Annotated in this window: 13 protein-coding genes; 12 read left to right on the top strand and 1 reads right to left on the bottom strand. The window is 43.6% G+C overall.

All coding sequences use genetic code 11. The annotated features are described in order from the left end of the window. From T541_RS0107425 to T541_RS20645, 5 genes are all read left to right on the top strand, one after another. Positions 1 to 849: a carbohydrate ABC transporter permease gene (locus T541_RS0107425; protein ID WP_026652101.1), complete on the top strand. Its 849-nt coding sequence runs from the start codon at positions 1 to 3 to the stop codon at positions 847 to 849. A 74-nt stretch (positions 850 to 923) separates the two neighbouring features. Continuing rightward, positions 924 to 2,669 (top strand): sensor histidine kinase, encoded by a 1,746-nt coding sequence (locus tag T541_RS0107420; RefSeq protein ID WP_026652100.1) that lies wholly within the window; start codon positions 924 to 926, stop codon positions 2,667 to 2,669. Positions 2,670 to 2,773: 104 nt separating this feature from the next. After that, entirely contained in the window at positions 2,774 to 3,523 is a 750-nt protein-coding gene (locus tag T541_RS0107415; protein ID WP_026652099.1) for a response regulator transcription factor, read from the top strand. A 16-nt stretch (positions 3,524 to 3,539) separates the two neighbouring features. Then, a complete protein-coding gene (locus T541_RS0107410; protein WP_026652098.1) occupies positions 3,540 to 3,971 on the top strand; it encodes a type II 3-dehydroquinate dehydratase in 432 nt (143 codons plus the stop codon). A 94-nt stretch (positions 3,972 to 4,065) separates the two neighbouring features. Further along, positions 4,066 to 5,532 (top strand): GDSL-type esterase/lipase family protein, encoded by a 1,467-nt coding sequence (locus T541_RS20645; protein ID WP_026652096.1) that lies wholly within the window; start codon positions 4,066 to 4,068, stop codon positions 5,530 to 5,532. Between the two features lie 68 nt (positions 5,533 to 5,600). On the opposite strand, the gene T541_RS19115 is transcribed toward T541_RS20645, so the two are convergent. Further along, positions 5,601 to 7,598: a beta-L-arabinofuranosidase domain-containing protein gene (locus T541_RS19115; protein ID WP_051538144.1), complete on the bottom strand. Its 1,998-nt coding sequence runs from the start codon at positions 7,596 to 7,598 to the stop codon at positions 5,601 to 5,603. A gap of 354 nt (positions 7,599 to 7,952) precedes the next feature. On the opposite strand from T541_RS19115, the gene T541_RS0107395 reads away from it, so the two are divergent. The 7 genes from T541_RS0107395 (at position 7,953) to efp (ending at position 13,948) form a co-directional block, all read left to right on the top strand. Further along, positions 7,953 to 8,837 carry an AraC family transcriptional regulator gene (locus tag T541_RS0107395; RefSeq protein ID WP_051538143.1) on the top strand — a complete coding sequence of 295 codons (885 nt, stop codon included), beginning with the start codon at positions 7,953 to 7,955 and terminating at the stop codon, positions 8,835 to 8,837. Positions 8,838 to 9,357: 520 nt separating this feature from the next. Further along, positions 9,358 to 10,131, top strand: coding sequence for an NUDIX hydrolase (locus T541_RS0107380; protein ID WP_026652094.1), 774 nt, complete (start codon positions 9,358 to 9,360; stop codon positions 10,129 to 10,131). Then, positions 10,116 to 10,640 carry a cysteine hydrolase family protein gene (locus tag T541_RS0107375; protein WP_026652093.1) on the top strand — a complete coding sequence of 175 codons (525 nt, stop codon included), beginning with the start codon at positions 10,116 to 10,118 and terminating at the stop codon, positions 10,638 to 10,640. Before T541_RS0107380 ends, T541_RS0107375 begins: the two co-directional genes overlap by 16 nt. Positions 10,641 to 10,704: 64 nt before the next feature. Continuing rightward, a complete protein-coding gene (locus T541_RS19110; RefSeq protein WP_026652092.1) occupies positions 10,705 to 11,211 on the top strand; it encodes an adenylyltransferase/cytidyltransferase family protein in 507 nt (168 codons plus the stop codon). Between the two features lie 26 nt (positions 11,212 to 11,237). After that, positions 11,238 to 12,434 (top strand): nicotinate phosphoribosyltransferase, encoded by a 1,197-nt coding sequence (gene pncB / locus T541_RS0107365; RefSeq protein WP_197025150.1) that lies wholly within the window; start codon positions 11,238 to 11,240, stop codon positions 12,432 to 12,434. 37 nt (positions 12,435 to 12,471) lie between these two features. Next, positions 12,472 to 13,227, top strand: coding sequence for an NAD(+) synthase (nadE, locus tag T541_RS0107360; protein ID WP_026652090.1), 756 nt, complete (start codon positions 12,472 to 12,474; stop codon positions 13,225 to 13,227). A 163-nt stretch (positions 13,228 to 13,390) separates the two neighbouring features. Beyond that, the gene (efp, locus tag T541_RS0107355) at positions 13,391 to 13,948 is read left to right on the top strand and encodes an elongation factor P (RefSeq protein WP_026652088.1); all 558 of its coding nucleotides are present in this window, start codon (positions 13,391 to 13,393) and stop codon (positions 13,946 to 13,948) included. Positions 13,949 to 14,101: the final 153 nt, after the last annotated feature.

Raw genomic sequence — 14,101 nt, 5'->3', positions numbered from 1 at the left:
ATGGAATCTTACGTTGTAAAAAAATCTAATCCCATCATTAACATAATCGTGGGAATATTTTTAGGGATATGGGCGCTGATAAATCTCTTTCCGATTTATTTCATGTTCACCTTCTCCCTTAAATCAAATGCCGAGATCTTTGGTGAGAACATAATAGGTCTTCCAAAGGAATGGCTCTGGAGTAACTTCACCCAGGCCCTTGGCACAGGTAACATGGTGCTGTACTTTGTTAACAGCTTGTTTGTAACAACCATGTCTATAGCAATTTCATTGATGGCAGCCATGATGGCTTGCTACGCCATCACCAGAATCAAGTGGAAATTAAGTAAGCTTACCAACGCATTCTTCATGCTTGGTCTTACAATTCCTCTTCAGGCTTCAATCGTTCCTGTATACGTAGTTATGTCCAGACTTCACTGGCTTAACAAGTACACAACACTGATCATTCCTTATTCAGCCTTTGCGCTGTCTATGGCGATCCTGATCTGCACAGGCTTTATGGTGGAGATTCCTATGGCCCTTGATGAGGCCGCAAGAATCGACGGATGTGGTCTTTTTGGAACCTTCTTTAAGATCATCCTTCCGCTTATGAAACCCGCAGTATCAACAGTAGGTATCTACTCATACCTTCAGTGCTGGAACGAGTTCATGTTTGCCAACGTATTCATTTCTGACAGTAAGCACAGGACACTTCCTGTAGGTATCAAGGCTTTGTCAGGAGCGTATACAACTGACTGGGGTCCAATCGGCGCTGCACTTGTAATTGCCACCTTCCCAACCCTGATCGTGTATATCTTCCTAAGCCGCAAGATCCAGGCCAGCTTCATCGCCGGTGCTGTTAAGGGATGATAAAAGAGCTATTGAAGAGCCGGGTGCGCTAGCATCCGGCTCAATTTATGCTATAATCAACCTGGGGGAAGAGCATGGGGAAACATTTTTTTATCAAAAAGGACAAGAAAATATCGCTGTCCAGGAGTCTTAAGAATGTCATCTTTGGACTTGTTCTTGTGGTGACACTTTCTTTTTTAATATCCACATATTTAATTGCAGAAAAGGAACGTAGGGACTATGGTCTTCGTGAGTCGGAGAGCGTTCTTAGAACTTTGTCCAGCAACGTGGATTCTGATCTTAGGAAGTATAAAGAGCTGTCTCGTATCATCATGACTGAGGACAGACTGGTGACTTTTCTGAGGGCAGATAAGGATGTGGTGGACATGGGCATGACCAATGATGCCAGATACGGCGTTATGGATGTGCTTAATGTAACTGAGGGTGTGGACTGCGTCATGATCTTTAGAGAGGACCTGATCATGGTTTGCACCAACCGCTTTACCTACAAGTTTGATACGGATCTTTTGGAAACAGATGAATGGAGAAGGGACATCTATGATGCCAACGGAGCCGTGGTCGCATCCCTTAACAGTAATGGTGTTGCTACCAAAGCAGGTAACAAGAACATGGTGACTCTTGGCCGAGTCATCTACGACATCGATGGCCAGAGGAGAATGGGCGTCCTTCTTATGAATCTGTCTCCTGTTATCTTTGATAGAATGCTCAATAAGCTTGGCTACAACGATATCTGCATTATGGGAAGCGATGGCTCTTTTCTTGCAGGTAATAAAAACTACGCAGATTATTTCTCTGAGGATTTTGCATCCGAGAGAATTATTCATAAAAATGTGAGAATCGATGGTTCTAAGGTTCTGGTGTCCGGATGCCAGGTGGGAGATGCGCCTATTGTTCTTATCAAGGTTTCCGACTACGGCGTTGAGGGTATTCCTTTCAGAATCATCTATGTACTCCTGGGACTTCTTTTGATATTCGTGCTGATGGCCATGTTCGTTGGAATCTTCATTAGGCGTAACATTACGGACCCAGTGATGGATCTTTCTGCATCCATGGAGAATAACAAGAAGTCTGGAGATCTTAAGAAGATTGACGTTGAAGTGCCTTCTTCAGAGTTAGATCTTTTAAAAGGAGATTACAACGACCTGATCGATCACGTTAACAACCTGATCGAGACACTGATCGACAAGGAAAAGACCTTGCAAAAGGCGGAAATGCGTGTGCTTCAGGAACAGATAAAGCCTCATTTCCTCTATAATTCAATTGAGACCATTGGCTTTATGGCGTTGGATTCCGGGGCGGACAAGGTTCATGATGCTCTGGAAACACTGGGCAGCTTTTACAGGAACTTCTTAAGTAAGGGCGACAGGGAGATCCCGCTTTCAAGGGAAGTGCAGATTGTTAAGGATTATCTTTCTCTGCAGAAGTTAAGATACGGCGATATTATTGAGGATGAGTATGATATTGCTGAGGACACCAGGGACTTCGTGGTGCCTAAGCTGATTCTGCAGCCTCTTGTGGAGAACAGTATCTATCACGGTATCCGCCTTAAGGGAGAGAAGGGAAGCATCAAGATCTCCAGTCGCCTTGAGGGGAATGAGTTACATCTTTTTGTAAGGGACACTGGCGTTGGAATGAGCGAGGAAGAAATTAAAAAACTCACTTCAACAAACAAGGAGAATAGGATACAATCAGATACAGAAAGCTTTGGTCTGTGGGGGACCATCGAGCGAATCAGAATTTTTGTTGGAAGAGAAGATATTGTCAGGATCGAGAGTGAAATTGGGGAATACACTCAGATCGAGTTTATAATTCCGGGGTGAGGAATTCAGGGAATGCGAATGAATTTGGTGAATGCAGGATTCTGGGCGTGATGATCACAGAATTCTGAACTGGAATTATCTGATGATACAATGGGGTATGTGGTATGAGTAGAAAGTACAGGGTTATGATAATAGACGATGAACAGTCTGCCAGAAAGCTTCTGGGAGCGTCCATTGATTGGGAGAGCCTTAACATGGAGGTTGTGGGCGAGGCTGCCAGTGGAATTGAGGCCATCAATATAATTGATGAGCTAAGGCCGGATATAGCATTTGTTGATATTTCCATGCCTTTCATGAATGGTATTGAGTTCACAGAGACAGCTACAGAGCGCTATCCCAATCTTATCATTATTATCATGACAGCAATTGATCAGTTTGAATACGCCAGGAAATGCGTGAGCCTTCCTGTGTTTGAATACATGTTAAAGCCCATGGTAAGGGCAGAGATCACCAAGGTTTTAGAAAGAGCTAAGGATAAGCTTGATGTAAACGTGGAGGCCTGGGACAGAAGCAGAAAGGAACAGGACGAAACAGCAAATGCTGAGGCTGATGCCACAGATCGCATCAAGAAATATGTGGAGGAGAACTTTGCAGATCCTAAGCTTAATCTGGCTTATGTGGCTCAGCACTTTGGCTTTAGTTCCAGCTACCTGTCCAGGAAGTTCAAGCAGGATACAGGTGTGGGCTTTGTTGAATACCTGACAGAGATCCGCATGGCCAAGGCCATTCAGATAGCCAAGACCAAGACTAAGATGTACCAGGCAGCAGCCCAGGTTGGAATCCCTGATCCCAACTACTTTAGCCGCTGTTTTAAGAAATATACAGGAGTCAGCTACTCCGAGTATGCGTCATAACAAGAAGGAATAAATCATGAAGATACTGGTTATAAATGGACCCAATCTGAATTTCTTAGGAATAAGAGAAAAGGCTGTATATGGCAATCAGGACTATGATTACCTGTGTGGTATTATTAAGGATAAAGCTGCCGCTGACGGAGTGGATGTAGATATCTTCCAGTCCAACCACGAAGGTGCAATCATCGACCGCCTTCAGGAAGCCTATAGCGATGGAACTGATGGCATAGTCATCAATCCTGGTGCTTACACGCACTATAGCTATGCTATTCATGATGCATTGAAGAGCCTTGAGAACATCATTAAAGTCGAGGTTCACATTTCAGACATCCAGTCCCGTGAGGAATTCCGCAAGGTTTCTGTCACAGCTCCAGCATGCCACAAGCAGATCTATGGCCACGGCCTTAACGGCTATCTGGAAGCTATGGACTACATCCAGAGCTGCTGAGACTAGGGGATGGGGTTAGTGACTCAAAACAAAATGGCCCCAGTGGACTGGGTAGTGGTCCCAAAATATTATATTGAAGGAAAATTGAATTTGCATGAAGAACGATATATTTAAGAAACTTAGAAGATTTAAGAGAAACACAGCAAGAAAACTTGATGATATAATGCAGCGCATTGGTACAAAGGAACTAATTGCCATCTCCTTGGGAATGGTGGTGGTTGCCTTTGCTATTTTTTTACTCATAGTGTACATAGGTAATGTCAAGAAAAACACTTCGGGTGAGAACGGTGGAGAAACACAGATTGCAAGCGAGGGAACTTCTGGAAGCGAAGGCACACCAGTAGTTGAGACAGCAACTGAAGAAACAAAGACTGAATCTACACCGGATACAACTATACTTGCCAAAAAAGAAGGTGCTAAGGAAGGATATCTTAACAGATGCGTATTCCTTGGGGATTCAAGAACCGTAGCTATGGTCAACTATGGCTTTTTTAACGACGATGCCGCACTTGCGCAGATTGGCATATCTCATCCAGCATTTGCATCCAATAAATTCATGAACAATGCTGGAAAAGAATATACTATGAAATCCTATCTGCAGTCTCATCAGGCTCAGGTTATATATATTCTTCTTGGAGTAAATGGAATCAATGATGCCAGCGAGGATCATTATAAGAATACATTTATTTCTCTTATAGACAGCGTGGCTGAGATGGCACCTAATTCTAATATTGTACTTGTATCTATAGGACCCGTTGATGATAACGGATTGTACAAAGATTATGTGCAGAACGCAGTGATAGACAAATACAATGATTTCCTTATGGAGACCGCAAAGGAGAAACACATCTTTTATCTTGATATCGCTGAAGTCCTCAAAGGATCTGATGGACAGGTTAAGTCCGAGTATAACGGCGGCGACGGACTTCATTATTCTGGAAAAGGATGCGAAGCCATTTTCAATTACATTGTAGAGCATCCAGTACCTGGAATATCTGATGAAGGCGAATATGTAGTTAAGTATGTTAAGCCTGATCCAAACAAGGTCAAGGTTACAACTGGTGATGAATCTGGAATTAACGAAGGCAACCTTGGTGACCTCATGGACATGATGGGAATCACAGAAGATCAGAATGCTTCAGACGCTTCTTCTCAGAGCAGCACTGTAACAGAAGACGATAAGAAGAAACAGGAAGAGGAAGAAAAGAAGAAACAAGAAGAGGAAGAAAAGAAGAAGGCTGAAGAAGAAAAGAAGAAACAGGAAGAGGAAGAAAAGAAGAAGCAGGAAGAGGAAGAAAAGAAGAAGCAAGAAGAGGAAGAAAAGAAGAAGCAAGAAGAAGAAAAGAAGAAACAGGAAGAGGAAGAAAAGAAGAAGCAAGAAGAGGAAGAAAAGAAGAGACAGGAAGAGGAAGAAAGAAAGAAGCAAGAAGAAGCTGCAAATAGTTCTTCCACCGAAAAACCAGAAGATAGTGGGGATAACGGTTCAGGGAACGGAAATGAATCATCCACCACTCAGAATGAATCATCCTCCGGTCAGACTGCAGAAGGTAACGGGGATTAAGTTTGAAGAATATTATGGACACAGGTATGGACTACCTACTAAAGTAGCCCATCTCTGTGTCCTTATTTTTATACCTCCAATTTCCAGTAGATTCCGTAGCTTTCCTTGTACTGGTTGTAGTGAGTTGTGAAGGTAAGAGGCTTGTCCACGCCGCTTAATTCAAACTCCATGGTGCCAGGGACTTTCTGAAGGTGCTTATTTAGATTTGCAAGGAAGTCCGCAACACTGTCCTCACTTGTGATCTTGAGTTCATCGCTGTCTACAGTTTTGGTGGCAGACACATTTACTCGTACGCCGTGGGTTGTGGTGCTGATCTTGGCTGTGCCAAGTCTTGCAGAAAGCACAAAAGGTCCGTACATGAAGGCGTAGGTATCAGGCCCATCAGGCAGATTCTCGTAGTGCAGCTCCATTGGAAGTGTGAGAGTAATCTCGCAATTCTTGCTGATCTTATCCTTAGGGATAATCACATATCTGTCTTTGTTTTTATAATCTCTTACATATTCTGAGATGTTCTCTAATGCAGCTTGGTTACAACATTTATCATCAATTGTTTCCCCATCCACAGTTAAAGTCACATCCGAGCAAACCCACTCTGGAATTCTAAAGTAGATGTCATCAGGCATCGAATTCTCTTTTACCCTGACATTAACCTTAACCAGCTGAGATGAGCTAAGATCACAGTCCATATCCAGGTCGTAGGCATCGCTCCTATACTGGGAAGCCAGATACAGTGACACCAGGAGCTTGTCGGCACTCTTGTAAAAGATACCACGCTGGAGCTTTGTGAAGTTCTCATAGCCAGTGCCTGTGCAGCACCAGAAATTGTCATCCAGGTTGTTGAAGACCTTGTGGAAGCCTGTGGCCATGGGCTGGAAGTAAGTGGTAAAGCCGGTGTCATGGTCCTGCGAAGCCAGGATGGCGTTAATAAAGGTGCGTTCTGAATAGTCCAGATATTTCTTTTCACCGGTGGCCGCGAAGAGGCGCCTTGAGAACTTCAGCATGTTGTAGGTGTTGCAGGTCTCATTGTTGACGTGGGTGCGCTCCTTGTCCAGAACGTAGTCTTCACCAAAGTGCTCATTCTCACTGTTGCCGCCAGTTACATAGGTGTGCTTGTCGATGACAATATCCCAGAAAGCCTTGGCGTAATCCAGGTAGCGGGTCTGACTGTTGTCGGACTCGTAGCGAGAAAGAGCGCCAATGTACTTTGGAATCGTGGTGTTGGCGTGCACGTTGTTAAAAAAGTTCTTTTCATTCAAAAGAGTCTTCTCAAAAAGATCCTCATCATCGAAGTAGTGGGCGATGTCATAAATTATCTGAGGATCTTCCATGGCCTCAGCAACCCCCTTAGCCTTCAGCTCCTTGTTGATGCGATGAAGCTCATAGAGGCAGTCGTTCATGCCGCCGTACTCGATGTTCAGAACAGTTCTGTGTACCTGATCGGACCAGGATTTAGCTCTTTTGCCTGTCCAAAGAGCGATGCCATTGGCAATTCCAAGGGCTGTGCCGCTTCCTGTTAGGATGGCAGCAGCGTTAAGGCCTGTGATGATCTTGTGCATGGTGTACCACGGAACCCATGACTCTTTGAAAAGATCTGTCTTTCCCTCCTCCACGTTGTCGAACTGCAGAGCAGGATTGTCTCTGAATTCCTTAGTGGGCAAGATTCCAGCAAAGATGTAGCCTTCGTAGGCAGTGCCCTTCGTAAGGTCCTGACATTCCTTGAGACTATCTACGTAATATGTTAAAAGAGCTTTCGCCTTCTCCTTAAGGTCATCTGAAAGAGCAGGATTAGCAACTGCCTGAGCCAGTGCTGTCAAAAGGTGCCCCAAGGTGTGGCCGCCTATCATGCCGTCTTCCCAGAGACCGCCATATCTCTTTTTACCTTTCATAAAGTCTGTGATGGCTTTTTCGTCCATGCCTGCAATAAGGCCTGCGGTCTCTCTAAAGCCCGCCAGAAGCCTGTCGGCATCCAGCTTAAGCATATTTGCAACATCAGCCTCCATGGCCTCCACGCAGTACGCATCCACAATCTTCACAGCCTTATCATTCACCAATTCCCAATGATTCATATCTATACCTTCCTATATTTGTTTGTGATACCGGTAATTCATAATTTTCTATATAGAAAGGCTAACATCTTTTGGAGAGTGAGTGAATAGCAGGGGTGAACAAAAGGTGTTAAAAGTACATATATGATTTATTGGAAAAAGTGTATAAGAACACCTAGAATTAATCAGCTATATTGTTAATGCTGTGTATAGAAACTATAATTATATGTGTACTAAATTGTGGATACAAGTGTTAAATATACATATTAGGTGTTGATATGTGCGCTTTTTTACGTTACGAGAGCGGGAGCAAGACGAACATTCTATTTTTATATGGCACTGTCCTCGTAGCCAAGTAACCTAAAGGAGAAGACGATGAAGAAAAAGCAAGAGAATATGACTATGGTATTTCCGGAGAATAGCATTTTTACGTATTTAAGATCTGGCAAGTTCATAGCTCTTTCTGAAGATTGGAAGCATGATAAGCTTCCACTGGTGTTTGATTATGAGCTCATAGTGGTTACGGAAGGCACGCTATACATTAAATACATGGATGAGGAGTTCACGGTTTCGCGAGGTGAGTACCTGATTCTTCCACCTAGTGACTCCTTCCGCGAGGGAATTAAGAAGTCTTTTGTTGCCTTTTACTGGATTCACTTTACTGTAGACATGGGGGCTTTCCCTGCAAGAATCAGGCAGTCTGACATTGCGAGCATCAAGAATGCTGCTTGCTTCATGCTTCCTCAGACGGGAAGTGTTCCGCGAATTGAGAAGGTTGCAGTCCAGATGAAGCAGATTCAGGATCTTGAGCGCAACGAATATCCTGCCATAACCCTTAATGCAGCGACGACAGCTCTTTTAACAGAACTGTATGGTCAGCTTGAGACCAGGGAACAGATTGAGGCGGATCCTCTTGGAAGAAAACAGATATATTCTGATATTGCAGACTACGTGAGGCGAAACATCACTGCCAACATCAAGATCAGCGACATTGCGAATGAGTTTGGCTACAGCTCTAAGTATCTGTCCAATCTCTTTAGTAGAGTTCGCGGAATCACGCTCAAGCAGTTTATTCTGGAACAGAAGATGGAGACCGCCAGCTTTTTCCTGACTGATAGTGACAGGTCTATCACAGACATCGCGCTGGAGCTGGGCTTTTCCGATGTCCACAATTTCTCAAGGACATATAAAAAGATAACTGGCTTTTCACCAAGCACCTACAGAAATACCTTCACCAAGAGACTTCTGTACCATGTGTGATTTGATTTGGCACGAGGTTCTTGACAAGAGCAGGCTTAAAATCAAGATTTCCTGAAATTAAGCCTGCCAATGAGCCTGCGGATATGAGAAAAAGCAGGCTTAAAAACAAGATTTCCTGAAATTAAGCCTGCCAATGAACCTGCGGATTTGAGAAAAAGCAGGCTTAAAAACAAGATTTCCTGAAATTAGGCCTGCCAATGAGCTTGTGGCTCCTGGAAAAAGCAGGCTTAAAATCAAGATTTCCTGAAATTAAGCCTGCCAATGAGCTTGTGGCTCCTGAAAAGAGCAGGCTTAAAATCAAGATTTCTTGAAATTAAGCCTGCAGTAAGACTTGAAAACCAGGTAAACACTGGGTTTCAAGTCTTTTTGAATAATAAAAATAAAGTTGAAACAAAATACTTGACACATAAATCAAGGTGTATATAATAATAAATATAAAACAGAAACAAAATAAAACCCAAAACAAAAAAACAACCAACCAAAATCAACACAACCAAATCTTACAGAAAGGAGTTATCACATGGCCCTAAGAGATTACAATCATCCATATGTTACAGTTGATCTACTTCTTTTTTCTGTAATAGATAATGAATTGGCGATCTGCCTTACAAGGCGAGATCAGGAGCCTTACAAGGATCAGTACTCATTGCCAGGGACCTTCATTCACGAAGATGAATCCGCTGAGGGAGCGGTGGACAGGCTTCTTAAGGATAAGCTCCATCTTCCGGATTCCATATACACCGAGCAGATGCAGACTTTTTCAGAGATCCACAGGGATCCACGAGACAGAGTTATCTCAATTGCCTACATCGGCATTATCCCGGACAAGGACATGGTGGATGTGCCATGGATGGAGTGGTTCACAATAGGGAAGTCCAACGTTGGCAGCTACCGACTGGTTTCGGTGGCGACTACCGCAAGCAACGTACCAACCGCCGCCAGCGCAGCAACCGCCACCTCCGAGCCACCAAGCTTTCTTTCCAGCAACCTTGGTTTTGACCACGACAGAATGCTTGGAATCGCAATCGAAAGACTTCGAAGCAAGATAGAGTACACAGACCTGATCTTCAGGTTCCTCAAGGATACTAAGTGCTTTACATCCCAGGGACTTAGGGAACTCTATCAGGCAGTAATTGGAAAAGAGATCAACAGAGGCAACTTTACTAAATATCAGATGAATACCTACATTGAGCACGGACTCATCAACAAGACAGGATCAGTTGTAGTAGGTAGGGGAAGACCAGCAGATACGTATTCATACATAGGAGGAGAGAAGCTATGGATAAAATATTAGTAGTAGTAGACATGCAGAATGATTTTGTTACAGGTGCTCTTGGAAGCAAGGAAGCACAGGCAATTGTTGGGGACGTTGTCGACAAGATCAAGAACTTTGACGGTGAAGTGGTTTATACCAGAGATACTCACCAGGACAACTACATGGAGACCCAGGAGGGTAAGAACCTTCCAGTAGTTCACTGCATTGAGAATACAGAAGGTTGGGACCTTATCCCAGAGCTTAAGCCACTGGCAGAGGGTAAGAAGATCTTTAACAAGCCTACCTTCGGAAGTGAGGAGCTTGCCCAGTTCATCAGAGCAGAAGCAGACAAAAGAAATGGCGACTTACAGGTAGAACTCATCGGAGTTTGCACAGACATTTGTGTAGTCAGCAATGCACTTCTGATCAAGACTTTCTCAAGAGAGATTCCTGTAACTGTAGATTCTAAGTGCTGCGCAGGAGTATCAGTAGAATCTCACAATGCAGCCCTCACAACCATGAAGAGCTGCCAGGTAAGCGTATTCTAATAACGGCAACTGACAGCAGTCACACAGGCGCAGTATAACAACAAGTTCTAACTAAGGGGACAATATGAACATAGGTATCGTGTTTGGCACCTTTGCACCAATGCACTTGGGCCACAAGGATGTAATAGATATAGCAAAAAGAGAAATGGACAGAGTGATAGTCATCTGCTGCGGACATGAGGGCGATAGAGGATATCCTCAGATGCCACTTGAAAAGCGCTATGAACTTGCACTTAAGGAATTCGCAGATGATGAGCAGATCCTGGTGACAATGCTTTGGGACACAGATCCCAAGATCAAAGCCCACTGGGATCCACAGCAGATCTGGAACTACTGGGTTGAGAGAATGCTTCTACACTTTTATAAGAACGAACTCATAACAGCCAAGGATGTTCTTACCTTCTATACATCAGAGGGCGATTACACAGAGCTTTTGGAGAATACTCCAGAGCACATCAAGGTCCACAGATGCCAGAGAGTTAGGCCAATCAGCGCTACCATGATAAGAGAAGATATGGAACAGTACAAGGATATGATAATTCCGGCCTTCAGAGAATATCTTCTTAAATGAACACACAACGAAAAGGGGAAACAATTATGGAACAGATCATCACATCATTACTTGAGCAGGATGCTTACAAATTTTCAATGGGACAGGCAATCTACCATCAGTTCAGTGACTACAAGACAACATGGACCTTCAAGTGCCGTAACAAAGACGTTCACTTCACTAAGGAAATGGTAGAAGAGATCAGAAATCAGATCAAAGCCTTCTGCCAGCTCAGATTCACAGAGGAGGAGCTTGAGTACCTTGAGAATATCGTTTGGATCAAAGGATCTTACGTTGACTTCTTAAGACTCTGGCAGGCTAGATTTGAAGACTTCACAATCGATGACAACGCAGAGTGCGGACTTAACATCGAGACAAAGGGCACATGGCTCAACACTTCAATGTACGAGATTCCAACCCTTGCCATCGTCAACGAAGTATACTTCAGAATGCAGTACAACTACGACGAACTCTTTGAAAGCTTCAAGGAAAGACTTAAGGAGAAAGTTGAGAAGGTTAAGAACGGCAGCCTCTACCTTTCAATCTTCAGTGAGTTTGGTCTTAGAAGAAGACTTTCTGCAGAGGCTCAGGACCTGGCAGTTAAGACCCTTAAGGAGACAGACCTTAACGTATCTAAGTTCCTTGGAACTTCTAACGTGTACCTTGCAAAGAAATATAACGTAACTCCAGTAGGAACCATGGCACACGAATGGATCATGTGCACAGGCCAGGGTAATCACAAGCACAATCCAGCATATTCAAACTGGTACGCTCTTGATGCCTGGGTAAAAGAGTACGGAATCTTAAACGGAACAGCTCTCACAGACACTATTACAACAGATTGCTTCCTCAAGGACTTCCAGCTCACATATGCAACACTGTTTAGCGGCGTTCGCCACGACTCAGGAGATCCAATCGAATGGGGCGAGAAGATGATAAGGCACTATGAAAGCCTTGGAATCGATCCTAAGACCAAGACACTTCTTTTCAGCGACAGCCTCGACTTTGAAAAGGCAGACAAGCTCTTTAGACACTTCAATGGAAAAGCTAAGGTTGGATTTGGAATCGGAACCTACATCTCAAATGATACCTTCGTTCCAGCCCTCAACATCGTAATGAAAACAACAAGATGCAACGGTCAGGACGTAGCTAAGATTTCTGACGTAAAGGGCAAAGGAATGTGCAAGAATCCTGAATATGTTGAGTACCTTCAGAGATGCATCGACTGGCGCATGGCTCACTGATCACACCATATTTATATAAGGAAACGAGGAACAAATTATGGAATACTTACAGAACTTTGACGCTAACAAAATGATAGAAGAAGTAACCAAATGGATACAGGACTGGTTCGAGGAGAACGGTCCTAAGGCCAGCGCAGTCATCGGTATTTCCGGAGGTAAGGACTCAACAATAGTGGCAGCTCTTTTGACAAGAGCCCTTGGAAAGGACAGAGTTGTGGGCGTCCTCATGCCAGACGGAGACCAGAAGGACATCGACGACTCCAAGAAGGTAGTAGAGCTTCTCGGTATAAAGAGCTATGTGGTCAACATCCACCCTGCTGTGGAGGCCTTCAAGCAGATGGCTGCAGCTTCTGGATATGAGCTTGGAAATGATGCGTTGATCAACACTCCACCAAGAGTTCGTATGACAACACTTTACTCAGTTGCTCAGTCTCTTCCAAACGGCGGTCGTGTAACCAACACCTGTAACAGATCAGAGGACTATGTGGGTTATTCAACCAAGTACGGCGATGCTGCCGGCGACTTCAGCCCATGCTCTGACTTTACAGTAACTGAGATGAGACTTATAGGTGATGCTCTTGGACTTCCTAGGGAGCTTATTCACAAGACTCCATCTGATGGACTTTGTGGACTTACTGATGAGGATAAGCTTGGATTTACCTATGACGAGCTCGACAGATACATCTTCACAGGCACTCTTGATGATGAAGAGAAAAGAGCTAAGATCGAAAGACTACACAAGATCAACCTCCACAAGCTTCGTCTTATGCCTACCTTTAGACAGAATGACTGATTAACATTTTTATTTGAACAAAATACAAATAAAAGCTTGGAATCCTTGTGGGAATGGCAACGAATTCAAATCTAAACAATTAGTAAAAAACAGTTGAAAAAAGGAAAAGTATAGTATAATATATACTAGTTGTTTGATGTGAAGTAATTTAGGAGGACTTTTTATGATTTCTGCAAGTGATTTCAGAAATGGTATGACCATCGAAATCGATGGTAACGTATGTCAGATTATTGAATTTCAGCATGTTAAGCCTGGTAAGGGCGCTGCTTTCGTAAGAACTAAGCTTAAGGATATCATCAACGGCGGTGTTAAGGAGACAACATTCCGTCCTACTGAGAAATTCCCAGCAGCTCGTATTGATAAGAAGGATATGCAGTATCTCTATCAGGATGGCGATATCTTCAACTTCATGGATTCTGAGACATATGAGCAGATCGGTCTTACATCTGACCAGATCGGCGATTCTCTCAAGTTCGTTAAAGAGAACGAAGTTTGCAAGATCAATTCTTACAATGGAAACGTATTCGCAGTTGAGCCACCTATGTTCGTAGAGCTCACAATCACAGAGACTGAGCCTGGTTTCAAGGGCGATACAGCTACAGGTGCCACAAAGCCTGCTACTGTTGAGACAGGTGCAACTGTTTCAGTTCCTCTCTTCGTTAACGAAGGAGACGTTATCAAGATCGATACTAGAACAGGTGAGTATCTTTCAAGAGTTTAATTTACTGACATATACCTATATCTGACGCAATTGTGTCATAAATAATTAATAGAAACATGTAAGACAATAAGGAAACACGCAAGTGATTCTTTATTGTCTTTTTCTTTTGCGAAAATATCGCAGGCTATCAATTTAGTGTCTTTGGAGCGATGT

It is taken from the genome of Butyrivibrio proteoclasticus P6B7 (assembly GCF_000622085.1).
GTDB lineage: Bacteria > Bacillota > Clostridia > Lachnospirales > Lachnospiraceae > Butyrivibrio > Butyrivibrio proteoclasticus_A.
The sequence above is the reverse complement of the archived record's forward strand: the minus strand, read 5'-3'. Positions and strand labels throughout refer to the sequence as shown.

Coding starts and splice junctions, on each gene's coding strand:
- T541_RS0107425 (WP_026652101.1), top strand. CDS start 1: ATGGAATCTTACGTTGTAAAAAAATCTAATCCCATCATTAACATAATC.
- T541_RS0107420 (WP_026652100.1), top strand. CDS start 924: ATGGGGAAACATTTTTTTATCAAAAAGGACAAGAAAATATCGCTGTCC.
- T541_RS0107415 (WP_026652099.1), top strand. CDS start 2,774: ATGAGTAGAAAGTACAGGGTTATGATAATAGACGATGAACAGTCTGCC.
- T541_RS0107410 (WP_026652098.1), top strand. CDS start 3,540: ATGAAGATACTGGTTATAAATGGACCCAATCTGAATTTCTTAGGAATA.
- T541_RS20645 (WP_026652096.1), top strand. CDS start 4,066: ATGAAGAACGATATATTTAAGAAACTTAGAAGATTTAAGAGAAACACA.
- T541_RS19115 (WP_051538144.1), bottom strand. CDS start 7,598: ATGAATCATTGGGAATTGGTGAATGATAAGGCTGTGAAGATTGTGGAT.
- T541_RS0107395 (WP_051538143.1), top strand. CDS start 7,953: ATGAAGAAAAAGCAAGAGAATATGACTATGGTATTTCCGGAGAATAGC.
- T541_RS0107380 (WP_026652094.1), top strand. CDS start 9,358: ATGGCCCTAAGAGATTACAATCATCCATATGTTACAGTTGATCTACTT.
- T541_RS0107375 (WP_026652093.1), top strand. CDS start 10,116: ATGGATAAAATATTAGTAGTAGTAGACATGCAGAATGATTTTGTTACA.
- T541_RS19110 (WP_026652092.1), top strand. CDS start 10,705: ATGAACATAGGTATCGTGTTTGGCACCTTTGCACCAATGCACTTGGGC.
- pncB (WP_197025150.1), top strand. CDS start 11,238: ATGGAACAGATCATCACATCATTACTTGAGCAGGATGCTTACAAATTT.
- nadE (WP_026652090.1), top strand. CDS start 12,472: ATGGAATACTTACAGAACTTTGACGCTAACAAAATGATAGAAGAAGTA.
- efp (WP_026652088.1), top strand. CDS start 13,391: ATGATTTCTGCAAGTGATTTCAGAAATGGTATGACCATCGAAATCGAT.